24 protein-coding genes are annotated in these 24,832 nt (G+C 75.9%); 10 read left to right on the top strand and 14 right to left on the bottom strand.

The window, feature by feature from the left end:
• Positions 1-140: 140 nt before the first annotated feature.
• Positions 141-503 (top strand): hypothetical protein, encoded by a 363-nt coding sequence (locus tag ABT238_RS24685; RefSeq protein WP_350789596.1) that lies wholly within the window; start codon positions 141-143, stop codon positions 501-503.
• A 136-nt stretch (positions 504-639) separates the two neighbouring features.
• On the opposite strand, the gene ABT238_RS24680 is transcribed toward ABT238_RS24685, so the two are convergent.
• The 5 genes from ABT238_RS24680 to ABT238_RS24660 all read right to left on the bottom strand — a co-directional run bounded on the left by ABT238_RS24680 (position 640) and on the right by ABT238_RS24660 (position 6,515).
• A complete protein-coding gene (locus ABT238_RS24680; RefSeq protein ID WP_350565413.1) occupies positions 640-810 on the bottom strand; it encodes a hypothetical protein in 171 nt (56 codons plus the stop codon).
• 180 nt (positions 811-990) lie between these two features.
• Positions 991-3,963 (bottom strand): helix-turn-helix transcriptional regulator, encoded by a 2,973-nt coding sequence (locus tag ABT238_RS24675; protein WP_350789571.1) that lies wholly within the window; start codon positions 3,961-3,963, stop codon positions 991-993.
• A 57-nt stretch (positions 3,964-4,020) separates the two neighbouring features.
• Positions 4,021-4,491, bottom strand: coding sequence for a recombinase family protein (locus ABT238_RS24670; RefSeq protein WP_350789561.1), 471 nt, complete (start codon positions 4,489-4,491; stop codon positions 4,021-4,023).
• Positions 4,492-4,624: 133 nt separating this feature from the next.
• On the bottom strand, positions 4,625-4,786 hold the full coding sequence (locus tag ABT238_RS24665) for a hypothetical protein (RefSeq protein ID WP_350789543.1): 162 nt from the start codon (positions 4,784-4,786) through the stop codon (positions 4,625-4,627).
• 340 nt (positions 4,787-5,126) lie between these two features.
• The gene (locus ABT238_RS24660) at positions 5,127-6,515 is read right to left on the bottom strand and encodes a cellulose binding domain-containing protein (RefSeq protein WP_350789528.1); all 1,389 of its coding nucleotides are present in this window, start codon (positions 6,513-6,515) and stop codon (positions 5,127-5,129) included.
• Between the two features lie 378 nt (positions 6,516-6,893).
• Here ABT238_RS24660 and ABT238_RS24655 point away from each other — a divergent pair, with 378 nt between their 5' ends.
• Positions 6,894-7,148, top strand: coding sequence for a hypothetical protein (locus tag ABT238_RS24655; protein ID WP_350565404.1), 255 nt, complete (start codon positions 6,894-6,896; stop codon positions 7,146-7,148).
• Positions 7,145-7,975, top strand: a complete 831-nt coding sequence (locus ABT238_RS24650) for a hypothetical protein (RefSeq protein WP_350565402.1) — start codon at positions 7,145-7,147, stop codon at positions 7,973-7,975. Before ABT238_RS24655 ends, ABT238_RS24650 begins: the two co-directional genes overlap by 4 nt.
• A 166-nt stretch (positions 7,976-8,141) precedes the next feature.
• On the opposite strand, the gene ABT238_RS24645 is transcribed toward ABT238_RS24650, so the two are convergent.
• The 3 genes from ABT238_RS24645 to ABT238_RS24635 form a co-directional block, all read right to left on the bottom strand.
• Positions 8,142-9,095 carry a hypothetical protein gene (locus ABT238_RS24645; protein WP_350565400.1) on the bottom strand — a complete coding sequence of 318 codons (954 nt, stop codon included), beginning with the start codon at positions 9,093-9,095 and terminating at the stop codon, positions 8,142-8,144.
• 13 nt (positions 9,096-9,108) lie between these two features.
• Complete coding sequence (locus ABT238_RS24640) at positions 9,109-9,306, bottom strand: hypothetical protein (RefSeq protein ID WP_350789492.1); 198 nt, start codon at positions 9,304-9,306, stop codon at positions 9,109-9,111.
• Positions 9,307-9,519: 213 nt separating this feature from the next.
• Positions 9,520-10,755 (bottom strand): Cmx/CmrA family chloramphenicol efflux MFS transporter, encoded by a 1,236-nt coding sequence (locus tag ABT238_RS24635; protein ID WP_350565398.1) that lies wholly within the window; start codon positions 10,753-10,755, stop codon positions 9,520-9,522.
• Positions 10,756-11,157: 402 nt separating this feature from the next.
• On the opposite strand from ABT238_RS24635, the gene ABT238_RS24630 reads away from it, so the two are divergent.
• The gene (locus ABT238_RS24630; protein ID WP_350565396.1) at positions 11,158-11,745 is read left to right on the top strand and encodes a lytic polysaccharide monooxygenase; all 588 of its coding nucleotides are present in this window, start codon (positions 11,158-11,160) and stop codon (positions 11,743-11,745) included.
• Positions 11,746-11,844: 99 nt separating this feature from the next.
• On the opposite strand, the gene ABT238_RS24625 is transcribed toward ABT238_RS24630, so the two are convergent.
• Together ABT238_RS24625 and ABT238_RS24620 are read right to left on the bottom strand one after the other, a co-directional pair.
• Entirely contained in the window at positions 11,845-12,267 is a 423-nt protein-coding gene (locus ABT238_RS24625; protein WP_350565395.1) for a cold-shock protein, read from the bottom strand.
• A gap of 257 nt (positions 12,268-12,524) precedes the next feature.
• A complete protein-coding gene (locus ABT238_RS24620; RefSeq protein ID WP_350789454.1) occupies positions 12,525-13,223 on the bottom strand; it encodes an SDR family NAD(P)-dependent oxidoreductase in 699 nt (232 codons plus the stop codon).
• Between the two features lie 129 nt (positions 13,224-13,352).
• Between ABT238_RS24620 and ABT238_RS24615 the strand changes: the two genes are divergently transcribed.
• The 4 genes from ABT238_RS24615 to ABT238_RS24600 all read left to right on the top strand — a co-directional run bounded on the left by ABT238_RS24615 (position 13,353) and on the right by ABT238_RS24600 (position 19,729).
• Positions 13,353-14,189 carry a LysR family transcriptional regulator gene (locus ABT238_RS24615; protein WP_350789438.1) on the top strand — a complete coding sequence of 279 codons (837 nt, stop codon included), beginning with the start codon at positions 13,353-13,355 and terminating at the stop codon, positions 14,187-14,189.
• A 293-nt stretch (positions 14,190-14,482) separates the two neighbouring features.
• Positions 14,483-15,610 (top strand): nucleotide disphospho-sugar-binding domain-containing protein, encoded by a 1,128-nt coding sequence (locus ABT238_RS24610; RefSeq protein WP_350565389.1) that lies wholly within the window; start codon positions 14,483-14,485, stop codon positions 15,608-15,610.
• 259 nt (positions 15,611-15,869) lie between these two features.
• Positions 15,870-17,669, top strand: coding sequence for an HSP90 family protein (locus tag ABT238_RS24605; RefSeq protein WP_350789415.1), 1,800 nt, complete (start codon positions 15,870-15,872; stop codon positions 17,667-17,669).
• Complete coding sequence (locus ABT238_RS24600; protein ID WP_350565385.1) at positions 17,666-19,729, top strand: hypothetical protein; 2,064 nt, start codon at positions 17,666-17,668, stop codon at positions 19,727-19,729. Before ABT238_RS24605 ends, ABT238_RS24600 begins: the two co-directional genes overlap by 4 nt.
• Positions 19,730-19,769: 40 nt before the next feature.
• Here ABT238_RS24600 and ABT238_RS24595 read toward each other — a convergent pair whose 3' ends face one another.
• The 3 genes from ABT238_RS24595 to ABT238_RS24585 form a co-directional block, all read right to left on the bottom strand.
• Positions 19,770-20,459 (bottom strand): polysaccharide deacetylase family protein, encoded by a 690-nt coding sequence (locus ABT238_RS24595; RefSeq protein WP_350565384.1) that lies wholly within the window; start codon positions 20,457-20,459, stop codon positions 19,770-19,772.
• Between the two features lie 153 nt (positions 20,460-20,612).
• Complete coding sequence (locus tag ABT238_RS24590; RefSeq protein ID WP_350565382.1) at positions 20,613-20,900, bottom strand: putative quinol monooxygenase; 288 nt, start codon at positions 20,898-20,900, stop codon at positions 20,613-20,615.
• Positions 20,897-21,778 (bottom strand): helix-turn-helix domain-containing protein, encoded by an 882-nt coding sequence (locus ABT238_RS24585; protein ID WP_350789384.1) that lies wholly within the window; start codon positions 21,776-21,778, stop codon positions 20,897-20,899. The genes ABT238_RS24590 and ABT238_RS24585 overlap by 4 nt, the downstream gene beginning before the upstream one ends.
• A 230-nt stretch (positions 21,779-22,008) precedes the next feature.
• On the opposite strand from ABT238_RS24585, the gene ABT238_RS24580 reads away from it, so the two are divergent.
• Positions 22,009-22,629, top strand: a complete 621-nt coding sequence (locus ABT238_RS24580) for a DoxX family protein (protein WP_350565378.1) — start codon at positions 22,009-22,011, stop codon at positions 22,627-22,629.
• Between the two features lie 229 nt (positions 22,630-22,858).
• Positions 22,859-23,593, top strand: coding sequence for a hypothetical protein (locus tag ABT238_RS24575; protein ID WP_350565376.1), 735 nt, complete (start codon positions 22,859-22,861; stop codon positions 23,591-23,593).
• A gap of 30 nt (positions 23,594-23,623) precedes the next feature.
• Here ABT238_RS24575 and ABT238_RS24570 read toward each other — a convergent pair whose 3' ends face one another.
• Positions 23,624-24,727 carry an NADH:flavin oxidoreductase/NADH oxidase gene (locus ABT238_RS24570; RefSeq protein ID WP_350565375.1) on the bottom strand — a complete coding sequence of 368 codons (1,104 nt, stop codon included), beginning with the start codon at positions 24,725-24,727 and terminating at the stop codon, positions 23,624-23,626.
• Positions 24,728-24,832 lie beyond the last annotated feature (105 nt).

Here is a 24,832-nt window from a genome sequence, read left to right as displayed (position 1 = left end):
AGGCCCGGCCGTCCGCCGGGACCGGGCCGCTGACCGGTGCGTGAACCCTCCGCCGAAGTCGGCGGTGGCCGCCGCGCCTGACGGCGTCGGCGCCGGAGGCCTTGCAGGATGAGCCAACGTCACCATAGGGCGAGGAGGGCATGATCAGAAGAATCGCCGTCATCGCTGCGGCCGTCGGCACCCTGCCGGTCACGGGTGCTGGTGCGGGTGCGGCCGGCGCGGACTCCGCTGTCTACCGGGGACACCACGACAACCACCACGGGCACCAGGGCCACCAGGACGGGCAGCCCGTGGCCCTCTGCGCCGCCGGGCCCGGGCACGACGGTGTCGTGGCGAACTGCGGCAAGACGTACGTCCGCACCCCCGACATCCTGGGCGGGCCGCCGAATCCCCTCTCCCTGCCGCCGACCACCTCGTTGAAGGCCGGCTCGGCCTTGAACGGCACGGCGGCCGCGCCGTCGCAGGCGTCGGCGCGCGGGCCGACCGGCGGCTCCTGGCGATGACCCGCGCGATCCGGCACGACCGCACGACAGGGGCCCTGCCCGCTCACCCGGGCAGGGCCCCGCAGTTGTCCGCTGTGGACGATCGTCGCCGGCCGTCGCCGCCCGCACGCGGCCTGGCCGGAGACCTCCGGTGTGGTCAGTGCACCCAGTGCGCGGGGCCGGAGCGGCTCAGCCGGGCCAGCCGGACCAGGGCGATCGGATGGTGTCCGGCCTTGCGGGGGGACGGGGAGATCCGGACGGTGGCCGGGGCCGGTCCGTCCGTCGCCTGGATGGCGGGCGCGCTCGGCGCGTGATGACGTGCACTCATCTCTCGGGATCCCTCCTGGTCGGGGAGCGGCTGCCCCGCTCGCTCGCCGGTGCCACCAGGGAACCGGCCGGGACCGGCCGGATCAATGCGGGTGACTACCTAACGCTCCCCGGGAACCCTGCGGGCCCGGCCGTACACCCCGTACCCGGACCCGCCCGGACCCGCCCGGCGCCGCGCCGATCAGTCGGCCCCGCCGTCCGCCGCGTCCTCGGCGTCGGCCCGGGCGAGCGCCTCCGCCGTCCCGGCCCGGCTGGTGGCCAGCTTGTGCAGCACGTTCGCCACATGGTGCTCCACCGTGCGCGGCGAGAGGAAGAGCGCCTGGGCGATGTCCTGGTTCGCGGCGCCCTGCGCGAGCAGCTCCGCCACCTGCCGCTCACGCGGCGACAGCTGCTTGCCGTAGCCGCGGCGCCCCGGGGACCCGATCCCGCCGAGGTCGAGGTCCCGGCGCAGCTTGCGGCACCGGGCGGTGTCGGTGGTCGCCCCCAGCGCGAGGTACACCCGCTCGGCCGCCGCCATCCGCTCCGCCGCCCGGGCCCGGTCGACCGGCGCCAGCGCGGCCGCGATCCGCTCGTCGGCCCGCGCGGCCTCGTACGGCCGCCCGATGTCCTGCCAGCGGTCCCGGGCCCGGATGAAGGCCTCCGCCGCCTCCGGCCCGTCGTCCGCCGCCAGCAGCAGCCCCCGGGCCTGGTCCAGCGCCGCCGACACCGCGGGCGCGCCCCGGTCGGTGAGCGCCTCGGCCGCCTCCGTGGTGACCGCCTCGGCCTCGGCCCGCCCGCCCGTCGCCAGCAGCGCCTCCACCGCCACCGGCAGCAGCTCGGCGGTGCGCGCCCAGGCACCCGCCTGCCGTGCGGTGGCCAGCGCCGGGCCGGCCGTCGCGACGGCCCCGGCGGTGTCGCCCTCCAGCAGCTGCAGGCCCCCGAGCCCGGCGGCCGCCCGCAGCGCGACGGTCACCTGCGACTCCCGCTGCCCGAACCGGGCGGCGATCTCGAACTCCTCCCGGGCCAGCGCCAGCCGGCCCCGCCCCGCCGCGAGCCGCCCGAACAGCAGCGAACGCTCCGCGCCGGCCATCGCCAGGTCGTCGAACTCCGCGCCCAGGGCGGCGAACCGCTGCTCCACGCCCTCCCAGCGCCCGGCCAGCATGTCCAGCCGGATCAGCGCCAGCCGGCTGTAGCACTCCAGGTACGGGATGGCCGTCAGCCTGGCAAGCCGCCGGCTCTCCGTCAGCAGGTGCGCGGCCCGGGTGTCGTAGCCCAGCTCGATGGCGATCTCGCCCGTGTTGTACAGCGCCCGGGTGGTCTGCCGCATCACCTCGGGGCGCTCGGAGGCGCGCGGCAGCTCGTCCAGCCGGTCCCAGACCGCCGGATCGCCGTCCCTGGCCTGGAAGGTCAGCGAGGTGGCCCGCACCGCGGCGGCCACGTCCTCGTCGGGGTTGGCCGCCAAGAGCCGGTCGGCCCGGGCGAGCCACTCCGCGGCGTGGCGGCCGGCACCGTCGCGCTCGTCCATCGAGATCGCCACCATGGCCCGGGCCGCCCGGACGGGGCGCTCCTCCAGCTCCTCCAGGGCCTCGCGGATCCGGTCGAACCCGGCCCGGTTGCCGCTGTGAACGGCGGTCAGGAAGCCCAGCGCGAGCCGGATCTCGCCGCGGTCGGCGACGGGCAGCCGGGGGTCGGCGACCATGCCGCTGAGCACCTGGACGCTGGCCGCCGGGTCGACGTCGTCGGCCGCGAGCCGGGCCAGCGCCAGGGCGGCCCGGCCGCGCCGGTGCGGGTCGAGGTCGGGCTCGTCCAGCAGGCTGCGCAGCATCCGGCGGGCGTCGCCCGGGTCGCCGAGCGCGACGGCCTGGTCGGCGGCCGCCTGGGCGAGGTCCTGCCAGGCCCGGCGGTCGCCCATGGCCAGGGTGTGCTCGGCGATCCGGGTGAGCGGCCGGGGGTCGTGGGCCTCCAGCGCGGCGACCGCCCGCCGGTGCAGCAGCCGGCGCCCGGGCCCGGGGATCCGCCGGTGGGCGACCCGCCGGGCCGCGGGGTGGCGGAAGGCGTACCGGTCGGGCGAGGTCTCCCGCAGGACGCCCGCGCGCAGCGCCTCGGCCAGGCCACCGCCGCCCGCCTCGGGGGCCAGGCCGGCGACGGTGCTGAGCAGGTCCTCGTCGGCGGGCACCCCGAGCACCGCCGCCGCGTCGACGACGGCCGCCGCGTGCGCGCCGAGCCGGGCGAGCCGCCCGGCCAGGGCGTCGGCCAGGCCGCGCGGGACCTCGGCCCGCGCCAGCCCGGCCGCCAGGTCGGCTGCCCGCCGGGGCGCCGGGCGCTCCGCCAGAGCCTTGAGGTCCTCCTCGACGGCCAGCGGCAGGCCGAGGCTGCGTTCGTACAGCACCCGGGCGAGGTCGGGGGTGACCGCCGCACCGAGCGCGGTCCGGGCCAGCTCCGTCACCTCCGCCTCCTCCAGCGGCCCCAGGCGCAGGAGACCGAGGCCCGCACCGGGCCCGGAGGGCGCGCCGCGGTAGGCGGCCGCGGGCGCCGGGGCGCCGGGCGGCAGGTCCTCGGGGCGGTAGGTGACCACCAGGACCAGCCGGGGCGGCAGGTCGCGGGCCAGCCGCAGCAGCAGGTCGAGGGTCGCGTCGTCGGCCCACTGCACGTCCTCGACCACCAGCACCGGATCGTCGAGCGCCGTCAGCAGCGCCCGTATCCCCTGGGCCAGCAGCCGCCGGGCGGACAGCAGCTCCCCGCCGTCCGGCGGCGCGGGGGGCAGCCGGTCGGCGAGGTCCGGCAGCACCCGGCGCAGCGCCCCCGTGCTGGGCGGCAGCGTGCCGGGCGGGGGCAGCAGGGCGGTGGCGTCCCGCAGCGCGTCCACCACGGGGCCGAGCGGCTCCGGTTCGCGCAGCGGGTGGCAGCGGCCGACCAGCACGGCCCGTCCCGGCGCGGTGGCGCCCGGCCCGGCGGCGTCCGTCGCGGTGGTGTCCGGCCCGCCGGCTTCCGACCCGGGCAGGCCCCGCAGCGCCCGCAGGGCCTCGGTGACCAGCCGCGACTTGCCGGCGCCGGCCTCGCCCTCGACGAGCAGCACGGCCGGCGGCCGGGCCAGCCCGTCGGCCAGCCGGGCGAGTTCGCGGACCCGCCCCACGAAGCCGGGTCCCTCGGGTACGGACGGAGTCTCAACGGGCATGCGTCCCATCATGCCCGCGTCCGTCCCCTCCGGGTCGGTCGGGTCGGGCACGGCCGTTCAGAGCACCCCGGACACCACCCCGGACACCACCGCGGCGCCGTCGGGCAGCGGCGCCGTCGCGGCGGGCACGGCGAGGTGCCGGCGGACCGGGGCGTCCCGGAGCGGGCCGGTCGGGCGGACGACCCGGCCCGGCGCCTCGACGACCTCGCAGCCCGCCCGGGCGAGGCGCCGTACGATGTCCGCCGCCGCCCGGTCGTCGAGCGAGAACACGAACGGTCCGGGCACCAGCACCACGTCCACCCAGCCGCGCTCGGCGGCCGTCAGCAGGCTCGCCAGCGCCGGCAGCGGGCCCCGGGTGCTCAGGCCGTGGTCGGCGTACACGTCGGGGTGCGGCAGCGCGAGGCGGTGGGCCAGGTGCTCCATGGCGGAGCGGACGTACTCGGCCTCCTGCGGGTCGTACGGGCGGCACCGCAGGTACATCGCGGACCGCCGGGCCGACCGGTACACCGGTTCGTGGACGTCGTGCATGCCGTTCACCTGGCCTTGCTCACTGTGACGGGTGGGGGAGTGGGGCTGCGGGCCGGTGTCCAGCGGACCTCCGGAACGGTGCGGGGATCAATGGGGGCGACTACCCATTGATCCCCGCGGTTCCCGCGCGGGCTCAGCCGCGGGTGGGGCACGGCGGGTACGGAAGGACCTGGACGTCGTCCGGCACCGGGCCCGCGTGGCTGCCGGTGGCGGCCCCGCTCCCGGCGAGGAGGAGGGCGACGGCGGCGAGGGGCGCGGCGGCGGTGGTGCGTAGGCGCGGGCGCGGGATCGGCAAGGGGTTCTCCGGGGGCGGTGCGGCGGCCGTGAGCGGCCGGACACCAGAGATCGTGCGGATCCCCGGGACCGGGGCCAAGGGTGGGGCACCGGCGCCCCGTGGTGCGAGGGGTGGTCGGCCGGGCTTCCGCACGCGGGTTTGCCGGAGCGCTGCGCGGTCCCGGGCCCGCCCACCTGCGGATATCCCCGTCCCTCGCCCGTCCCGCCCGGGGCTGCCGCGCCCCGGACGCCGCGGGCCGCCGCGCTTGGCCGTGGTGCACGAAGCACCGCGCGCCCCCGGTGCGCTTCGCACACGCCCCGGGGGCCGCCGTGCCCGGACGGGGCGGGATCGGGAGACGGGCTCAGGAGGCGGGGACGGTGTCCGTGAAGGACGTCCCGGCGGCGCGGTAGCCGGCGACGGCGGCGCCGACCTGGGCGGGGCTCAGTACCCGGTCCTTGACGTGCAGCACGTAGTCCACCTGCTCCTCGTAGGTGCGCGCCTCGGTGCCGGTGTGGCCGGCCAGGTCGGTGAGCCACTGGTTGAAGGCGATCACCATCGGCCGCTCGGGGAGGTAGCGGGCGTCGTGGCGGGCGAACTCGACCCCGTCGACGTAGTAGACGATGGCGCTGTCGTCGATGGTCAGGACGAGGTCGTGCCAGCCGGCGAACGAGGTCCGGGAGGTCGTGTACTGGTTGACCGAGCCGTCCGGGCCGTAGGTCTCCCACGAGGTGGCGAAGAAGATGTTCGAGGTCTCGCCCCAGCCGCCGTTGGGCAGGTACTCGAAGTCGTACTCGGCGTAGTCGTCGGCGTTCGGCGCCTTGAGGTCGTTGATCGTGAAGAAGCTCTGCACCAGATGGTCGCCGTCGGGGCCGGTCACCGGGGCGTCGGCGAAGCGGACCCGGGCCGCGTAGGTGCCGTTGCGGAACTTCATCGCCTGGCTGTGGAACTCGCTCTGCCGGGTGGATTCGGCGGTGCTGGCGGTCGAGGTCCGCAGGGTCATCACCGAGTTGCCGGCCTCCTTGGCGAAGGTGACGTTCTCGGGCGCCCAGGTGGCCCCGCCCACGCCGGGGCCGCCGCCGCCGGAGCGGGCGTTCCAGCCGTGCGCGGCGAGCGCCGGGTCGTCGTGTCCGGTGTAATCGAGGTCGTCGAACAGCACCGGACCGGCCGGGACGGTCGGCGCGGTCGGGGCGGTGCCCCAGACCTGGACGCCGGCGACGCTCGCGGTGACCTTGGCCCAGTCCGCGTAGCCGCTCTGCGTGGCGCCGAAGGAGTAGTCGTCGCCCTGGACCATGGACTGCCAGTCGGTGCGGTGGATGCGCAGGTGCAGGTCGCCGCTGTCGGCCCCGGGGGCGAGCGTGCCGGCGCCCGCGGTGAACCCGATCTCCAGGTAGCGGTCGGCGGCCGCGCCCGACTCCTGGATGGTGCCGATGGTTCCGGTGACGTTGGCGCAGCCCCGGACGGCCCAGTCGCAGGCGAAGCGGTACGCGGCCAGGGGCGAGTCGGACCGGAAGTAGTAGCGCAGCTTGATCTGCTCCAGGGCCACGGGCGCGGAGCCGGTGTTGACGACCTTCAGCCACGGCGAGGCCTGCGCGGAGCCGCTGCCGCCGTTGCGGTACTGCACGGCGAGCGACTCGCCGGCGGCCGCGGCGGGCAGCGCGCCGAGCACTCCGGCGCCGAGCCCGGCGGCGGTGACGGCGGCGACGAGCGCCGCGCGGACGCGGGGGCGCCGGCGGCTGGTGCGGACGGTCATGGGGATTCCTCTCCTGGAGTGGGGGCGGCGCGGCACTGGTGGAGGGGAGCCCGGTGCCACCTCGGGTTCGTCGTGGGGGAGGAGGCGGCGGGCCGCGCGATCAGAAAGTGGCATAGACCAATTTGGCGGTCAACCCCGCGGCGGGCGATCGGCCGGAACGCGGACGTCCGCCGCCCGGAGTGGCTGATTGTGCCTGTTGACGGCAGGCGTCCCGCCCGCGCCGCCCGCGCCGCGGTGGTGCGCCCGGCAGGCCGGCGGTGCACGGCGTTTGACGGTGCGACGGCCTGGGAACGAGAGTTCGACAGTGCGCCGGACGGGCCCGCGGGTCCGCCCCGGCGCAGCCGTCGCATGCCGACCCACGGGGTCCGAGGAGGCCCGATGCCCGAACTCCCCCCGCCGCGTCGCGTGACCCTCCGCCTGCCCGTCGACCTCGCCGAGTGGCTCAACGGCTTCGCCGAGATCTCCCACCGAACCGTCGACGACGTGGTCCGGCAGCTCGTCGAGATCGAGCGGGCCCGCGTCGAGGCGAACTGGGAGCGGAGGGCACCGGAGTCCGAGGAGAACCGGAACACCGCCATGCACCGTCCCTCGCCGCCGTCGGCGGACGACCTCCAGAAGGGCCCGCACCGTTGAGTCTCCCGTCGTACCGGCAGCCCCCGACCCCGGCCGACGCCGGACCGCCCGCGGGCCGGGTCGATCCCGCCCTGGCCGACCGCCTCACCGACGCGCTGCTGCTCGCCGGTCTGCCGGTCGCCTTCGGCGACCACGGACCCGGCGTGCGGATCCGCCCCGCGCGCCCTGTCGACGACGGCGACCGCTGTGCGGGCGTCGCCGCCCTCGACTGGCTGCCCTCCCCGCGCCTGACCGACGCCGCCGCCATGGCGGAACCGGGGCAGTCGGCCGGGCCGGCCCGGGAGGCGGTGGAGACGGCCATGACGAACGCGCTCGCCGAGTTCCTGCCCGCCTTCGGGCTGGAGACCACCCGGGACCGCACCGGCGGGGAGCTGCGGGTCGACGGCCGGGGCGCGGTCGACGGCGGCCTGCGCGTCCCGCCCGGGGCCCTGGTCGCCCGGCAGCCCGGGCCCGTCCCCGCCGAACCCGGGCTCCCGGCGGGCCTCGTCGGCACCGTCCGCCGCAGCGCCGCCCTCGCCGGCCTGCCGCTGGCCGTCCGCCCCGGCGCCGCCGGCATCACCCTCGCCCCCGGCGCCCCGACCGGCGGCGCGGACGACCGCGACGGGGCGGCGGACCTCGGCTGGAACCCGTCCCGCCGGCTCGCCGACCTCGCCGACAGCGCCCTGCCCGAGGCGGCCCGCGCCACCGCCGCCCGCACCGCGGTCGACGGCGCGATGCGGCACGCCCTCGGCATGGCGCTGCGCGCCTGCGGCACGGAGCTGCGCTGGCTGCACGCCCACCAACTGCTGCGCGCCTACGGCGAGTCCACCCCGACCATCCGCCGCTGACCGCGACCCGTACGCAGGGTCGCCCGGCGGGCGGGCGGAGTCGCTCACGCTCCCGACAGGCCGATGACCCGGGCGCGGCCGGCACCGTCGCCCGGGTCACGCACCTCGACAGTGTTGTTCTCCCGCAGGAGGGGCGTGCGGCCGGCTCGCGGCGGCTGTGTCTGATTCAGTCGACCCGCTCGGATGCTTCGGAGCGCTCACCGCCGTCGGACGAGACGGTTCCGGGTTCCGCGGCGATTGCCCCCACGCCGCCTGCGGCACCGCGACGGAACGGCAGGAACCAACGCCGGGAAGTACCTCCCCTCGCCCGCAATCGGGCGTACCGCACCAGGGACTTCGGGCTCGCGGTTCGCGCCCACACCGGTGCGCCGATGAGGATTCGCTCCGGGCTGTTCAGGCCCTCGCCCCGAAGCAGCGGCGCCCATCGGTCGTGGTCCAGTACGACGTCCGCGTAGATCTCTGCGAACCATTCGCAGTCCTCGGCGCGGCCAAGGGTGAATCCGCGGGTCCATGGCCGGCCGGCGTGCTCGCTGTCACGTCCGGTGCAGCCCTGGTGCAGAGCGATCTTCAGGGCTTCGAACGCGACGGACTCGGTGTCACCCCAGAAGGAGTCGCTCTCGGGCTGGATTCCTTCCAGCAACCGCGAGACGGCGAGCCATGCCGAGGAGGTCCACCCGACCTCTGCCGCATCGGTCGCCCGGAAGCCGGGGGTGTTGTCGAGGCTCCCGAACAGGATCACGTCGACCCGTCGCCCGTCGCCGCTGTGGGTGTGCGTGTGCAACAGCACTCCCCTGTCCCGCGCGGGGCCGCCGATGAATCTTGCGAACTCGACCCGGCCGACTCCTTCGGCGAAGTCGGTCGGGGGCGGCGAGTCGAACCCGACTTCGGTCCGTGACCTGAGCTCCTTGCGGACGCGGATCGTCATGTCCCGTCGGTCCGCCTCTCGGGCGGGCGCGCTGAAGGACGCCTGGGGGAGCGGCAGCGGGCCGACCGCGGTCGGTGGACTCACTGAGGTGAGCCTCCAGCCCCCGAGGGAAATGCCGTTGTCGCCGGCGATGCTGCGGATTCGACGCTCCGACCAGTAGAGAAACCGGCCGACGTCGTCGTTTCTGCGGGCCAAATCGGATTCTCCTTCACACCGACGAACTGCGCTGCAGGAGCAATCCGATGACGGCCAAGAAGCCCTTCAGGGGGCCCACCGGGTTGCTGCGCACGGTGAACCCGGTAGCGCCGCCCGCGGCGCGTACGCACGTGCCGCCCCCCTCGTGCGTGCGCACGGTCAGGCTCACGGCGGCGTCGAGGTGCCTCGCGTCGATTGCCCCGTCCCGCATGTCACCGAGTCTGCCAGAGCGCACGGCGAGTCGACCCCGGATCCGACTGGCGAGCCGGCCATGGTGGCTTGTCCGTCGTGGCTCTCGGGGCTATGGGCCGCCGTCCACGAGCTTCCGCTCGACAAGGACGGCGACCTGTGCGGATCGGGGTGATGAAGGACCTCGGGAAGTGATGGCCTCCGTCGCCGAGTCCGTGATCGCGTGGCGAGTCGCTCAGGGCGAGGCCGGCGACTCCTCGGGCGCCGGGGCCGTGCGGCTCGGGTTCCCGCGGCCGTCGGCCCCGGCGTCGCGCGGTTCGGCGCGCAGGGCCGTTCGCAGGGGAGCGGCGAGGAGGAGGGCGAGGGCGGTGAGGAGGGCGGCGAGCCAGACGGGGCCGAGGTCGCCTGCCGGGGTGGTGAGGGCGCGCGCGCCGGCGAGCGGGCCGGCGGCGGCGCCGAGGTTGAGTGCGGCGGTCGCGCAGGCGCCGGCCAGGGTCGGGGCGCCCGCGGCCGCGTAGAGGACCCGGGTGATCAGGGTGCCGCCCACCGCGAAGGAGAGCGCGCCCAGCGCGAACACCAGGGCGAGCAGGGCGGCGGGCCGGGTGGCGAGCAGGGCCAGGGCGGGCCAGCCGGCGAGCAGCAGGGCGCCGCCGGTGGCGAGCACCGGGACGGGGTGCCGGTCGGAGAGCCGCCCGGCGGCGGTGACGCCGGCGAAGGAGCCGGCGCCGAACAGCACCAGGGTGACCGGGACCCACGACGCGTCCAGCCCGGCGGTGCCGGTCACCACGGGCGCGAGGTAGGTGAGCCCGGTGAAGGTCGCCGCGTTGACCAGGGCGGCGAGCAGCATCACGGTGAGCAGCCGGGGGCTGCTCAGGCGCGCGAGTTCCGTGCGCACAGTAGGCCGGTCGGCGGCGTCGCGCGGCGGGCGTCCGGCCGGGACGCCGGTGAGGACGCCGAGGGCGGCGGGCAGGCAGAGCGCGGCGACGGCCCAGAAGACGGCCCGCCAGCCGAGCGCCGAGCCGAGCGCCGCACCGGCGGGGACGCCGGCGACCGTGGCCACCGTGGTGCCCGACAGCAGGACGGCGAGCGCGCGTCCCTTCCGGTCGGCGGGCACCAGCGCGGCGGCGGTGGTCAGCGCGACGGCGAGGAACCCCGCGGCGGCGAGCGCCGCGACGACCCGGGTGGCGAGCAGCAGCGGGAGGTTCGGGGCGGCGGCCCCCGCGGTGTGGGCCGCCGTGAAGAGCAGGAGGGCGCCGAGCAGGCTCCACCGGCGGGGCAGGGCGCGGGCGAGCACCGCCGTCAGGGGCGCGCCGACGACCATCCCGATCGCGAAGGCCGAGGTGAGCGTGCCGGCGGCGCCGAGCGTGACGCCGAGGTCCGAGGCGATGGCCGGCAGGAGGCCGGCGAGCATGAACTCCGAGGTGCCCATGGCGAAGACCGCCACGGCGAGCAGGTACAGCGGAAGAGGCATCGAGTGGCTCCGGGGTGAGGAGAGGCGCGGGAAGGGCGACTCGTCACACCGGCAGGCCCCCCCCGGGGGCGCACGCGCGACCGGCCGCGCACGGCGGTCCGGCGCGGCGCGGTGGTGGCTACGGACTCAGGGGTTCAGGGGGCTGACGGCGTGACCGAAAGCCCCCACCTCGTCCGACTCGGGACTCGACATGGCCCGCACGCTACCGCACAGCCACCCGATTCCGCACGGTGGTCGACGGAACGTCAAAGTGGTCCAGACCATTGACGGGTGGGCGTCCGCTCCCTACGGTATGGGCAATCGCCTGGCGCAGGCATGCCAAGATCTCCACGGCCGGCGCACCCCCACACGCGCCGCCCCTCGCGTCGGGCGCACATCTCCATCCCCCCACGGAGGAGCATCATGCGCAAACGCCACATCGTCGGCGCGGCCCTGGCCGCGGTCGCCGTCCCGCTCGCGATGGCCGTCCCGGCCAACTCGCACGGGTTCATCAACCTCCCGCCGAGCCGCTCGGCCCTGTGCGGCGCGGGTGTCGTCAAGAACTGCGGCGACATCCAGTGGGAGCCGCAGAGCGTCGAGGGCCCGAAGGGCTTCCCGAGCCGCGGCCCCGCCGACGGCACCATCTGCGCGGGCGCGGACGCCCGTTGGGCGCCGCTGGACAACCCGCGCAACGGCGCCTGGCCGACCACCAAGGTGACGGCCGGCGGCCAGCAGACCTTCACCTGGGAGATCGAGGCCCGGCACTCGACCACCAACTTCCGCTACTTCCTGACCAAGCAGGGCTACGACCCGGCCCAGAAGATCACCCGGGCCAGCCTGGACCTGACGCCGTTCCTGACGGTCCCCTACAACGGCCGCCAGCCCGCCGCCGTCACCACCCACACCGCGACCCTGCCCACCGGCCGCACCGGGCACCACGTGGTCGTGGCGGTCTGGGACGTCGCGGACACCGCGAACGCGTTCTACTCCTGCACCGACGTGCTCTTCTGAGCAATCGTCACCGCGCAACAACAGAACGACCGTCGGCCGGCCCCGTGTTCCGGGGCCGGCCGACGGCCTGCGGCCAGGGCCGAGGTCGGGGCCCGGGCCTCAGCCCTCGGTCCAGCCGTGGCTCTTCGCGCACTGCAGCATGGCGTTGCGCACCTTCAGGACCTGCTCGCCGGTGAGCGAGGGCGCGTGCTCCAGCAGCAGTTCCGTGACCTCCAGCAGGAGTTCGGCGGAGGTGAGGACGTCGCACTCGACGTCGTCGCCGTCGGCCACCGCCGCCCGTGCGGCGGCCGGCGCTGGTCCGGCCGGCCGGACCAGCGCCCCCTTGGGCAGGCGCACCGAGGAGGCCTTCAGCCCCCGATCGCCCTCCTCCATCTCGAACTCGACCACCAGACCCGAGTGCACCAGCGACTCGGGCATCAGCATGTCGTTGACGTGCAGGAAGACGTCCTCCCCGCCGTGGTCCGGAGCGATGAACCCGTACCCGCGCACACTGTCGTACCGCACCACTCGACCGGTGACCACACACACCCCCAAGACAACAACCCGGGCCCCCTGCCCGACACCTGACGTAGAGGATAGAGGAACGAACGCGCGGATCGGGGACCGGACGCCCGCGCACCCGCTCCGCGCCGGCCGTTCCGCCGCCGCGCGGCGCCCGCTCAGGGCGCGATGCCCTCGATCGCGGCCGGCAACCGCGCCAGCACGCCGCCGAGTTCGGCGCGCGGGGGCGGGGGCCGCCGGGGGCGCCGGGGCGCTGAGGGGGTCCGCCGGGGCGGCGGCTACCAGGGCACGACCCGCCCCAGGCGGTCGACGAAGTGCAGGCCGCGTGCGCCCCGGTGGCCTTCGATCGTGGCCACCACCCCCGGGACGCTCTGCTCCACGCTCAGCTCGGCGCCGGGCCCGCCGAGGCCGGTGCGAACCCAGCCCGGGTCCATCAGCAGCAGCGTCCGGCCGTCCTCGGCGTACCGGGCCGCGTGGCAGCGCATCAGCTGGTTGAGCGCTGACTTGCTGGCCCGGTAGAGGTCCTGCCCGCCCTCGGTGTTGAGCGAGACGCTGCCCTGCTCGGAGGACATCACCCCGATCGTCCCGTCCGGTGCGACCAGCGGGCGCAGGGCCTCGACGACCCGCATCGGGCCGAGCGCGTTGGTCGCCATCACCTCGGTGAACATGTCCGTCGGCACCTCGCCGATCGGCAGGTCGCCGCGGGCGATCGCGGCGTTGACGAAGAGCAGGTCGAGGGTGCGACCGGCCAGCCGGTCGCGCAGCGCCGCGATCTGCTCCGGATCGGTCATCTCCAGCTGCTCGACGGTCAGTCGGCCGCCGCTCGGGGCGTCGCGCAGCGCGTGCAGGCCGGTGGGCCGGCTGCCGCGCACGGTGCCGATGACGTGCCAGCCGCGGCGGAGGTACTCGGCGGTGATCCCGAGTCCGAGGGTCCGGGAGGCTCCGACGACGAGGGCGGTCGGACGGGACGTGGGCATGGGTGGTCCTGTTCGGGAGGAGGCGGGAGGGGGTGCGCCCGTGGTGGCGCGGACGATCGCCCGGCCAGTCTCCGAGCGCCCCGGCCCGGGCGTCCAATACCCTTGCGGGCGCATTGATACCGTGCGGGTATGGATCTGGACCTGCGCAAGCTCCGGTACTTCGTCGCGGTCGCCGAACACCGCCACTTCGGCCGGGCGGCCGCCGCGCTGTTCATCGCCCAGCCGGTCCTCAGCCGCCAGATCCGCGCGTTCGAACGGGAACTCGGCTGCCCGCTGCTCACCCGGACCACCCGCAGCGTCGAACTCACCGATGCCGGGCGGCAGTTGTACGAGGAGGCGGGCCGGATCGCCGGCCTGGTGGAGGGCGCCCTGGGCCGGGTCCGGGAGGCCGGCCGCGGCGAGCGGCGGATCGTCGTCGCCTTCTCCGCCGGCCTGCACGTCGCGGAGGCGATCCGGGCGTTCACGGCCCGCCACCCGGGGATCGCCGTCGACGTGCTGCCGCAGCGCTGGTGGGAGCGGGACGCGCCGCTGCGCGAGGGCCGGGCACAGGTGGGATTCCTGCGGCACCCCTTCGACGACACGGGCCTGCGCACCGTGCCGATCGGGCAGGAGACCAAGGTCGCCTGCCTGCCCGTGACCCATCCGCTCGCCGGACGCGCCACCCTCACCCTCGCCGACCTCGACGGCGAGCCGCTGATCGACGTCCGGAGCCGGCGGACCTCCTCCCTGGACGAGAAGTTCGAGCTGGTCGCCTCCGGGCAGGGCGTCGCGCTGGTGCCGCTCAGCATCACCCGTTCGTACGCCCGTCCGGACCTGGTCTACCTGCCGGTCACCGACCACCCGCCGGTCGCGACCTGCCTGGCGGTGCTGGAGGAGCACGGGGGCCCGGGCCCGGTGGCGGACTTCCTGGAGACCGCCACCGCCGTGCTGCGCCCGGCCGGCGACGGGCGGGCCGCCGACCGGTAGCGCCCCGCCCGGCGCACGCCCGAGGGGTGGCCGGACACCCCGCCGGGCCCCGCGCCGCCGGAGCCGTCCACGGACGGCGGGAACCGGCCGACTCGCGTGAGCGGGCCCGGCCGGGCGAGCGCCGGGGGACACGGCTCCCACCTCCTGCCCGGCCTCCCGTGCCCGGGACCCAGAACGTCCGATTATCGATCCCACGGGGAAGAGCGACTGATCGTCCGTCAGTTGTGGGCGACGGATGGACCGCCCCCGCGCGATCCCATGACGACCGACCCGAGAACGACCAGGAGACAGTTGTGCGCATTCTCTTCACCGGCCCGGGCGCACCGAGCCACCTGTTCCCGATGGTGCCGACCGCCCAGGCCATGCGGGCCGCCGGGCACGAGGTGCTGTTCGCCAGTCCGCGGCCGTGGGAGCAACTCCGCGAGGCCGGGTTCCCGATCGTCGAGATCGGCGACGGCAGGCCGGTCCGGGACGCCTTCGAGGAGGTGGCCGGCACTCAGGCGCACTACGCCCAGCCGGACCTGACGCAGGACGAGATCATGGACATCGGCGCCGCGGCCTTCGCCCTCGCCTCGCGCGCCACCGTGGACGACCTGCTCGCCGTGGCCGGGGGCTGGGACGCCCAGCTGATCGTCCACGACTCCTGTCTGGCCTCCGCCCAGCTGGTCGCGGCGAAGCTGGACATCCCGGCGGCCCTGCAGAACTTCGGCCTCAGCTCCGGCCTCGACATGGCCGACCGGCTGGCCGCCAGGTTCACCGATGTCTACGAGAAGCACGGCGTGGCCGGGCCCGCCGCCACCACCCCGCTGAACATCGTGCCGGCCTCGCTCGGCGGCGACGAGGGCGGCCTGCGGATGCGCTACGTCCCGTACAACGGCGGCGGCATCGTCCCCGCCGCGCTGCTGCACCGGGGCGTGCGGCCGAGGGTCGCCGTCACCCTCGGCACGGTGCTCACCGGGATAGACGGCCTGGACGCCATCGCCCCGCTGACCGGCGCCGCCGCCGGGGTCGACGCCGAGTTCCTGCTCGCCGTCGGCGACGCCGACCTCGCCGAGCTGGGCAGCCTGCCGGCCAACGTGCACCCGCTGCCGTGGGTGCCGCTCGCCGAACTGCTGCGGGTCTGCGACGCGGTCGTCCACCACGGCGGCTCCGGCAGCACCCTCACCGGGATGCAGGCCGGACTGCCGCAGCTGCTGCTGCCCCAGGGCGCCGACAACTTCGCGGTGGCCGACGCGCTGGTCGCCACCGGGGCCGCGCTGAGCTCCTCCTCGGCGGACGTGGACACCGCGCTGCTCACCCGTCTGGTCGGCGACCCCGAGCTGCGGGAGGGTGCCGAGCGGCTGCGCGCCGAGAACGACGCCCTGCCGAGCCCGGCGGCGGTCGTCCCCGACATCGAGGCCCTGGTCACCGCCCGCCGCTGACCTGCCCGCCCTGCCGGCCGCCCGCCGATGCCCCGGACCGCCCGTACGGCGGTCCGGTACATCGGCGCCGGCCTGCCCGGCCATCCGGAGTCCGTGAAGGCCGGCCACCCGCCGGTCCACCAGCGTGTCGACTTCACCGACCGGGCCGCACTCCGCCTCCCCGGCGGCGGGCCGCCGTTCGAACCCATCCACGAAATTCGCTCCCGTGTGTCGGTGCCGGGCCCTAGGGTGCTCCCAACACGACCGGGGAGAAGAATCCGTGAGCCAAACGTTTCGCGTCGATCTGCGCGGAATCGTCGATCTGCTGAGCCATCACCTCTACACCAGCCCGCAGGTGTACGTCCGCGAACTGCTGCAGAACGCCGTCGACGCCATCACCGCCCTGCACCAGGCCGACGGACCGGAGGCCCGCACACCCCGGATCGCCATCACCTCCGGCGAGGGGACCGGCGACGGTTCGCTGACGATCAGCGACAACGGCATCGGGCTGAGCGAGGCCCAGGTGCACGAACTGCTCGCGACCATCGGCCGCAGCTCCAAGCGCGACGACCTGGGCTTCGCCCGGCACGAGTTCATGGGACAGTTCGGCATCGGACTGCTCTCCTGCTTCATGGTCTCCGACGCCATCGAGGTGGCCACCCGCCGCGAGGGCGAGCCCACCGTGCTGTGGCACGGCCGCTCCGACGGCAGCTACGCCCTGGAGCCTGCCCCCGCCGACCGGCAGCGCCCCGGGGCCGGCACCACGGTCACCCTGCGCCCGCGCCCCGGCAGCGAGCACCTGCTGACCCACCGCGCCGTCACCGAACTGGTCACCCACTACGGCGCGCGGCTCCCGCACCCGGTCACCGTCGACGGCGAGCCGGTCACCGGCGGACCGGCCCCCTGGGACCGCCCCGAGGGCGAGGGCGCCGCCGAGCGCCGGGCCCGCCTGGAGGCCCACTGCGAGGAGGTGTTCGGCTTCACGCCGTTCGACGTCGTCGACCTCGCCGCCGCCGAGGCCGGCCTGCGCGGCGTCGCCTTCGTCCTGCCGATGCCGGCCAATCCGGCCGTCCCGGCCGCGCACCGCGTCTACCTCAAGCAGATGCTGCTGTCCGAGGGCGCCGAACGGCTGCTGCCCGACTGGGCGTTCTTCGTGCGCTGCGTCGTCGACACCACGGAACTGCGGCCCACCGCCAGCCGTGAGGCGCTCTACGAGGACTCCCTGCTGGAGGCCACCCGCGAGGCGCTGGGCGACCGGCTGCGCGGCTGGCTGGTGCGCCTCAGCGCGCAGGAGCCCGCCCGGCTGCGCGCCTTCCTGCGGGTCCACCATCTGGGCGTCAAGGCGCTCGCCCTGCACGACGACGAGATGCTCGCACTGGTCGCCGAGTACTGGCCGATGGAGACCAACGCCGGCCCGCTCACCCTCGCCGAGTTCACCGCCCGCTACGGGCTGCTGCGCTACACCCCGCAGCTGGACGAGTTCCGCCGGCTGGCACCGGTCGCCGCCGCCCAGGGACTCGCCGTCGTCAACGCCGGCTACGTCTACGACGCCGAGCTGATCGACCGCCTCGCCACCGTGGACCGCGCCCTGGAGACCGAACAGCTGCGCGCGGCCGACCTCACCACCCACCTGGCACGCCTGGAGGCGGCGGACGAGCGGGCGATCGCGCCCTTCCTCGCGGCCGCCGACCCGGTACTCGCCCGGCTCGGCTGCGACCTGCTGGTCCGTTCCTTCGAACCCTCCGGCCTGCCCGCCCTCTACCTGCTCGACGAGGACACCGCCTTCCAGCTGGACGTGCGCGGCGCCCGCGAACAGGTCGACGACACCTGGGCGGCGATCCTCGGCAGCTTCCAGAGCGAGACCGAACCCCGCCCCCGCCTGGTCCTCAACCACCGCAACCCGCTGGCCCGGCAGGTGCTGACGCTCACCGAACCCGAGCTGCGGGCGATGTGCCTGGAGGGCCTCTACGTCCAGGCGCTGCTGCTCGGCCACCACCCGCTGCGCCCGGCCGACACCGCGGCGCTCAACCAGTCCTTCCTCGGCCTGATCGGCCGGGCCGTCGCCGGAGGCGCGCAGTGAGCCGCACCGAGCAGGAGCTGCGCGAGCTCTTCCGCAGCACCCTGGGCATGCCCAACGGGGCGGCGAAGTTCGCCGCCCTGGAGGAGGTGGTCCGGCACGCGGACGCCCTCGGGCTGGTCGAGTTCGCCTTCTCCGTGCGGATGTCGGCCACGTCGGTGTTCCAGCACAGCTGGGCACCGGCCAAGGCCTTCCTCACCTTCTCCTGGTGCCTGGCGGCCTACGACCGCGAGCCGGAGCGCTTCGGCGGCGGACACGAGCACACCCTGCTCTGGCAGTTCAAGTGGATGATCTCCAACGTCCACCAGTTCCCGGAGATCCCGCTGCGACGGGCCGCCGACCTGCTCGACGACATGGAGCGGCGCTACCGGCGCGGCGGCCACAGCCTGCACGCCGTCCTCCAGCACCGCGGGCTGGTCGCCGAGGCCACCGGCGACCTCGCCCGGGCCCAGGAGTACTACGAGCAGATGGCGCGCACCCGGCGCGACGGCCTCTCGGACTGCTCCGGCTGCGTGCCGAGCAGCCAGGTGCGCACCCTCGTCGCGCTCGGCCGGGACGAGGAGGCGATCCGGATCGGCGAGCCGGCCCGGCGCTCGGGCTGCACCGAGCAGCCGCAGTGGATCAACTCCGAACTGCTGCTGCCGTACCTGCGGACCGGCCGCGGCGCGGAGGCCGCCGAGGCGCACCGCGTCGCGTACCGGCGGATCCGCGACACTCCGGCGCACCTCGGCGCGCTCGCCTCCAACCTGCTGTTCTGCGCCCGGAGCGGCAACCCGGGGCGCGGGATCGACCTGATCGAGCGCCACCTGTCCTGGCTGGACCGGGCGCGGACCCCGCTGGCCGAGCTGGAGTTCGCCGCGGCGGCCGTCGCCGTGCTGTCGGCCGTGGAGGCGGGCGGCGACGGGGCGCTGCCGCTGCGCTTCCCGACCGTCGAGGGCCGGCGCCGCCCGGACACCACGGTCGTCGAACTCGCCGCCGAGCTGCGCGAGCGCGTGCGCGGCCTCGCGGCCCGGTTCGACGCGCGCAACGGCAACGGCTACGAGAGCACCCGGATGGCGCAGTGGATGGCCGCCGGTCCGATCGGCGGGCCCGTCGCGCTGCCGGGATCCGGCACGGACCTCCGCTCGCGCAGCGGCGAGCGGGTCCACCGCCTCACCGACCGGGTCGCGGCCCTCGTCGCGGCCGGTGACCCGGTCGGCGCGGCCCGCGCCCGCGCCGAGCTGGCCGAGACCCTGCTGGCCGCCGACCGCTTCGCCGAGGCGGCGGAGGCCGCGGAGGAGGCGGTGCGCGAACTGGACCGGCACGGCGCCCCGGAGGAGGCCGCCGCCTGCCGCTGGCTGCTGGTGGGCATCGGCCAGCAGCGCGGCGAGCGCGGCGACGCCGCCGAGCGGGTGCGCCAGCTCCTGGACGACACGGAGGACGCCGACCGCCCCGCCTCCCTGCCGGCCCGCCCCGACCTGGAGGTGCGGCTGGGCGGCCTGCTCGGCCACGGCGAGGAGTCGGCCGCCCGCTACCTCGCGGCCTCCCGCGGCTTCGCCGCCGCCGGCCGCCAGGCCGACCGGCTCCGCGCACTCGTCCAGGCGATGTGGCGCCACCCCTACAGCGGGACCGAGGCCGAGACCGGCCTCCTGGGGGACATCCTGACGGAGGCCCGGACCGTCTTCGACGGTGCCCTCGACCCCGCCCACACCACGGAGGTGGTCGCCGTCCTGCGCGGCTACGTCGACCAGATCCGCGCGACCGGCCGCCACCGCGAGGCCGCCGACCGCCTCGCCACCGCCCGCACCCTCCTCGAACACCACCCCGCCCCCGACACCACCGAGGACCTCACCGACGTCCTGACCGAACTGGGCGAGGCCCACCTGCGCCTCGGCGACCCGGCCGCCGCCGAGGAGGCGGCCCGCGCCGCCCTGGCCGCGGCCGACGACCCCGGCACCACCTGGGACGCCGCCCTCCTCCTGGTCCGCGCCCTCCGCACCCACGGCGCCACCGCCGAGGCCGCCGCCCTGATGGCCACCCACGACATCACCGAGGACGACCTCCTGGACGCCGAGGAGAACTGAGGAGGAGTGCCGGCGGCCCCGGCCCGGACGGGGCCGCCGGTCAGCGGCAGGGGAGCAGGGCGAAGGTGTAGCCGCGGGACTTGAGGGTGCGCAGGATTCCGGGGAGGGCGGCGACGGTCTGGCCGCGGTCGCCGCCGCCGTCGTGGAAGAGCACCACGGAGCCCGGCTTGACGGCGTTGAGGACGCGGCGCTCGATCGCGGCCCGGCCGGGGCGGGCCCAGTCCTGCGGGTCGACGCTCCACAGCTGGATGCTCTTGCCCAGGCCCGAGGCGCCCGAGCGCACGGCGCCGTTCACCCCGCCGTACGGCGGGCGCAGGCAGCCCGGGGTGGTGCCGGTCTGCGCCCGGATGCGCGCGTCGGTGGCCGTCACCTGGTACTGGAACGCGGACTTGGAGACGTTGCGCAGGTCCGGGTGCGACCAGCTGTGGTTCTGCACGCTGTGCCCCTGGGCGGCCACCCGCCGGGTGACGTCGGGGTACGCGGCGACGTTCTGGCCGATCTCGAAGAAGGTGGCGCGCACCCCGAACTGGGAGAGCACCGCGAGGACCTGCGGGGTGTAGCGCGGGCTCGGTCCGTCGTCGAAGGTGAGGTAGACGACCTTGGCCCCGGCGGCCTGCGCCGGGACGGCCGGCAGGGCGACGACGGCGGTGGCGGCCGCGACCAGGGTTCCGAGAGCGAGCCGGGCGGCGCGGCGCCCCCGGGGCCGGTCCGCTCCACGAGGCGAAGACACACGTCCTCCCAACGGCCGCGGCACGGGAACGAACCCGGTGCCCGCCCCCTCCCCGGCACTGTGCCCAATGTAGCGCCGCGTCCCCGCACCGTCCCGGGTGCCGGGCACCCGGGGGTCGCACTTCGGCCAGCCCCGACGGGGCGTCAGGAGGCCTCAGGGGGAGATGAGGGCGTCGGCGAACTCGATCTGCGGGTCCTCGGCGAGGAGCCGGGGGAAGCGGGCGAGCAGGTCGGCCACGTAGGGGGAGCCGAAGTGGGCGTCGCGGGCCGCCTGGTCGGTGTACCGCTCCACCACCAGGAAGCGGTCGCCCTCCTGGCGGCCGACCGTGTACGCCAGCGCGCCCGGTTCGTGCCGCGTCGCCGAGGCCACCTCGCGCAGCGCCGCCTCCAGCGCGTCCGCGTGCTCCGGCCGTGCCCGCAGGATCGCCAGCACCATGGTCATGGGAACTCCTTCCGTGTCGGTGGGGGGCCAGCCTCGCCGCCGGCGGTGAGCGGCGGATAGTAGAAATGCGACAGGCCCCGCCCGAGCAGCGCGGTCGGCCGCTCGCCGGTGAGCCGGCGGAACTCGCGGACGAAGTGGGCCTGGTCGTAGTAGCCGGCCGCCAGCGCCGCCGGCAGGTAGTCGCGTTCGTCCTCCCGCAGCAACTGCCGGGCGAGCCGCTGGAACCTCGCCAGGCGCTGGAACTCCTTCGGCCCGGCCCCCACCGCCGCCGGGAACGCCCGCTGCAGCCGGCGCGTGCCGATTCCGGACGAGGCGGCGAGGCGGTCGATCCGCAGGCCGTTCGGCCGGCGGTAGACCTCCCCGACGGCGGCCTCCAGCCAGGACCGCGGGCGGTGGTGCTCGGCGAGCCGCGCGGTGAGGAACCCGTCGAGCACCGCGAGCCGCCGGGCCGGGCCGGTGGCCGTGCGGAGCCGTTCGAGGAGCCGCCGGCCGGGCGCGCCCCAGAGGTCCTCGGCGGCCACGATCCGGTCGGCCAGTTCGTCGAGCCCGACCGGGACGAGGTGGCGCAGCGCGCCCGCGCGCAGCCGCACCGCCAGGAAGCCGCTCGCCCCGGTGCGCCGGTCCAACTGCCAGGCGGTGCGCCGCAGGCAGACCAGGTGCGCCCCCGGCAGCGGCGTCGGCGCCCCGGTGCCGGCGGCGGCCCGCAGGTCCACCCCGCCGGCCCAGTGCACCCACAGCTCCGCACCGGTCCCCGGCAGCAGCCGGGGCAGTGCGCCCGAGCCGTCCTCGCACCACCAGTACCGCTCGACGAAGGCCCGCAGCGCGGGCGCGGGCGGTGCGTGGCCCCATCGCGGGCACGCCGGCGGGATCGGAGTCATGACGGCGATGCTAGAAGACCGCAACCGGCCGTCCGCACATGGTCATCCGGCTCCGGGAAGCCTATGCGGCGCGCCACCAGGGCGCTAAGCTGCGGACTTCTGAGCCAGTACCTGACAGGCCGTGCCACGGCCGGTGCTCCGGGCCGCCCCTCACCCGGATCCCATCGGCCGCCGTACGCCCCGTCGCTGTCCGGGTGCTGGGAACTCTGACCGATCCGAAGGAGGGGCAGATGGAGTCGTTTCCCGCACGGGTGGTGCGGTCGTCCAGACATCGTGCCGAGGTGTTCGCCCGCGCCTACCGGCGGGTGGCCCCCGGTGCGCTGCGGATCAGCGTGGGGGTGTTGTACCTCTGGTTCGGGCTGCCGAAGTTCTTCCCCGGCGCCAGTCCCGCCGAGGACCTCGCGACCCGCTGCATGAGTCTGATGACCTTCGACACGGTGCCGCCCGGCGTCTCCCGGTTCCTGCTGGCGCTGATGGAGGTCGCGATCGGGATCGGCCTGGTCACCGGGCTGCTGCTCCGGCTGACCCTCGCCGTGTTCTTCGTCCACATGGCCGGGGTGTTCGCGACCCTCGTCCTGCTGCCGGACGACGTGTGGACCGGCGGCGTCCCGCCCGTTCCCACGCTGGAGGGGCAGTACATCCTGAAGAACCTCGTGCTGGTGGTGGCCTGTCTGACCGTCGCCACCCGGGAACGGCGGCCCGGACCAGGCCCCGACTCCGATCCCGGCCCGGAGCCCGCCCCCGAAGCCGGGCCCGCCCCGTACCTCGGCGGACGCCCCCGCCGGCCCCGCCTGCCCCGCCGCGCCGGGCACGTCCGGCGCCGCAACGCACTGGCCGGGCACGGTTCCTGACGCCCGGCAGGTCCGCCGGCCCCGGCTCGCCGGCGCCCCGGTGCCCCGGCCCCGGGGAGCCCCGACCGCCGCGGCGAGCGCCCGAACTGCCACCGCGCGCCCCGGGGATGTGACGCGGGAGCCTTGACGGGCGTCCCCGGGCTGCCGATAGTCGTCGGGGCGGACGGCCACCCGAGTTGCCACCCGGACCGGGGCGGGGCCGCCGAAGGGGGAGGTCGCGTTGAGTGCCATGGGCTGGATACTGGTGACCGTTCTGCTCGCCGCGGCCGCGGTGGTCCTGCGGCGGCGGCGCTATCCGGGCGCCTGGCGGCACACCTTCGGCCCCGAGCACCGACCGGCCCGCCGGGACGTCGGCCTGCGCCGGGCCGCGGTGCGGTTCCTGTGGCTGCGCCGGCAGTGGGAGCTGTTCCGCGCGCGGGGCGGCGTCCGGTCGGCGACCGCGGCGCACCGCCGCCGGGTGCGGGAGCGGGAACGGCGCGTCGCCGAACTGCGGGAGCCGGGCCGGGGCGAACTGCGCGACGAGCTCGGCCCGTTGCGCCTGCACGCGCACGTGCTCGCGGTCCAGGACGGCGACTGGAAGGCCGAGCTGCCGCTGCACGAGATAACGGTCTACGAGGAGGCGGCCGGCCGGGTGTCCGTGGTCGACGCGCAGGGGCGCAGGCACCGCCTGGCCTACCCGGCCGGGGAGACGAGCGCGGAGCGCGTCCGGGAGTTCGTGGCGGGCGCCAACGACGTCATCGCCGACGCCCGGGCGTCCCGGCTCCTGCGGGCGTCACTGCTCGGCGAGGCCGAGGCCGAACTGCGCGGTGCCCTGGAGGACACCTCCGAGCAGGCGCTGGCCCAGCGGCGCCTGGACGAGACCGTCGCCCGCTGGGACGCCGACCCCCGCGTTCCGAAGGCGCGCCAGGCGCGGGAGGACTCCTACGACCGCTGGGAGGCGCTGACCGGCAAGCGCCCCCGCTGAGCGGGGGCGCCCACCGGTCGGCCGGGGACGCTACGCCCGGTGGTACGGCGCCGGGGTGGAGACCTCGCCGCCGAGGGCGGTCGCGGCCTGGCGGGCCCAGTACGGGTTGCGCAGCAGCTCGCGGCCGAGCAGGACGGCGTCGGCCCGGCCCTCGGCGAGGATCCGCCGGGCCTGCTCGGGGTCGGTGATCAGGCCGACGGCCGCCACCGGCATGCCGGTCTCGTTGCGGACCGCCTCGGCGAACGGCACCTGGAAGCCGGGGCCGGCCTCGATCCGGGCGTCGGGCACCAGGCCGCCGGTGGAGACGTCGAGCAGGTCGACGCCGTGCGCGTGCAGCTCCTTGGCGAGCCGGACGGTCTGCTCCGACGTCCAGCCCTCGCGCTCGTCCTCGGGGTTCTCGGTGAGCCAGTCGGTCGCCGAGACGCGGAAGAAGACCGGCAGCTCCTCGGGCCACACCGCGCGCACGGCGTCGACGACCTCCAGGGCGAAGCGGATCCGGCCCTCGAAGGAGCCGCCGTACGCGTCGGTGCGGCGGTTGGTGTGCGGGGAGAGGAACTCGTGGACGAGGTAGCCGTGCGCGCCGTGCACCTCGACGACCTGGAAGCCGGCGTCGAGCGCGCGCCGGGCGGCGTCGGCGAACTGGCGGACGATCTCGCCGATCTGCTCGACGGTCAGCTCCTGCGGCGTGACCCGTGCCGAGTCGAAGGGCACGGCGCTGGGGGCGAGCGGCGTCCAGCCGTGCGCCTCGTCCGGGCCGATGGCGCGGCCGCGGTCGACCCAGGTGCGCTCGGTGGAGGCCTTGCGCCCGGCGTGGGCGAGCTGGATCGCGGGCACGGTGCCCTGCGCCTTCAGGAAGGCGGTGATCCGCCGGAACGCCTCCGTCTGGGTGTCGTTCCACAGCCCGAGGTCGTACGGGGAGATCCGGCCCTCGGGGCTGACGGCGGTGGCCTCGGTGATGATCAGCCCGGTGCCGCCGGCGGCGCGCGCCGCGAGGTGGGTGAAGTGCCAGTCCGTCGGGACTCCCGCGGCCTCGCCGTCCGGTGCGGCGCTGTACTGGCACATCGGCGGCATCCAGACCCGGTTGGGCACGGTCAGCGACCGCAGGGTGAAGGGGCTGAAGAGGTCGGTGCTCATGTCGGACTCCTGGTCGGGTCGGCAGGCTGGGAGGAGACGTGCCCATAAGTGATTGCAGCTGCAATCACTGTCGCTACAATAGTTGCACGCGCTGCCTAAGTGCAA

It is taken from the genome of Kitasatospora sp. NPDC001527, assembly GCF_040298605.1.
Lineage (GTDB): Bacteria > Actinomycetota > Actinomycetes > Streptomycetales > Streptomycetaceae > Kitasatospora.
This window is presented reverse-complemented; position numbering and strand designations above follow the sequence as displayed.

Bases quoted from the DNA above. Each gene is read 5' to 3' on its own strand.
- ABT238_RS24615 (WP_350789438.1), top strand. From the start codon at position 13,353: ATGGATCTGGACCTGCGCAAGCTCCGGTACTTCGTCGCGGTCGCCGAA.
- ABT238_RS24670 (WP_350789561.1), bottom strand. From the start codon at position 4,491: ATGCACGACGTCCACGAACCGGTGTACCGGTCGGCCCGGCGGTCCGCG.
- ABT238_RS24675 (WP_350789571.1), bottom strand. From the start codon at position 3,963: ATGCCCGTTGAGACTCCGTCCGTACCCGAGGGACCCGGCTTCGTGGGG.
- ABT238_RS24660 (WP_350789528.1), bottom strand. From the start codon at position 6,515: ATGACCGTCCGCACCAGCCGCCGGCGCCCCCGCGTCCGCGCGGCGCTC.
- ABT238_RS24680 (WP_350565413.1), bottom strand. From the start codon at position 810: ATGAGTGCACGTCATCACGCGCCGAGCGCGCCCGCCATCCAGGCGACG.
- ABT238_RS24630 (WP_350565396.1), top strand. From the start codon at position 11,158: ATGCGCAAACGCCACATCGTCGGCGCGGCCCTGGCCGCGGTCGCCGTC.
- ABT238_RS24585 (WP_350789384.1), bottom strand. From the start codon at position 21,778: ATGACTCCGATCCCGCCGGCGTGCCCGCGATGGGGCCACGCACCGCCC.
- ABT238_RS24580 (WP_350565378.1), top strand. From the start codon at position 22,009: ATGGAGTCGTTTCCCGCACGGGTGGTGCGGTCGTCCAGACATCGTGCC.
- ABT238_RS24575 (WP_350565376.1), top strand. From the start codon at position 22,859: ATGGGCTGGATACTGGTGACCGTTCTGCTCGCCGCGGCCGCGGTGGTC.
- ABT238_RS24685 (WP_350789596.1), top strand. From the start codon at position 141: ATGATCAGAAGAATCGCCGTCATCGCTGCGGCCGTCGGCACCCTGCCG.
- ABT238_RS24635 (WP_350565398.1), bottom strand. From the start codon at position 10,755: ATGCCTCTTCCGCTGTACCTGCTCGCCGTGGCGGTCTTCGCCATGGGC.
- ABT238_RS24655 (WP_350565404.1), top strand. From the start codon at position 6,894: ATGCCCGAACTCCCCCCGCCGCGTCGCGTGACCCTCCGCCTGCCCGTC.
- ABT238_RS24590 (WP_350565382.1), bottom strand. From the start codon at position 20,900: ATGACCATGGTGCTGGCGATCCTGCGGGCACGGCCGGAGCACGCGGAC.
- ABT238_RS24620 (WP_350789454.1), bottom strand. From the start codon at position 13,223: ATGCCCACGTCCCGTCCGACCGCCCTCGTCGTCGGAGCCTCCCGGACC.
- ABT238_RS24570 (WP_350565375.1), bottom strand. From the start codon at position 24,727: ATGAGCACCGACCTCTTCAGCCCCTTCACCCTGCGGTCGCTGACCGTG.
- ABT238_RS24640 (WP_350789492.1), bottom strand. From the start codon at position 9,306: ATGCGGGACGGGGCAATCGACGCGAGGCACCTCGACGCCGCCGTGAGC.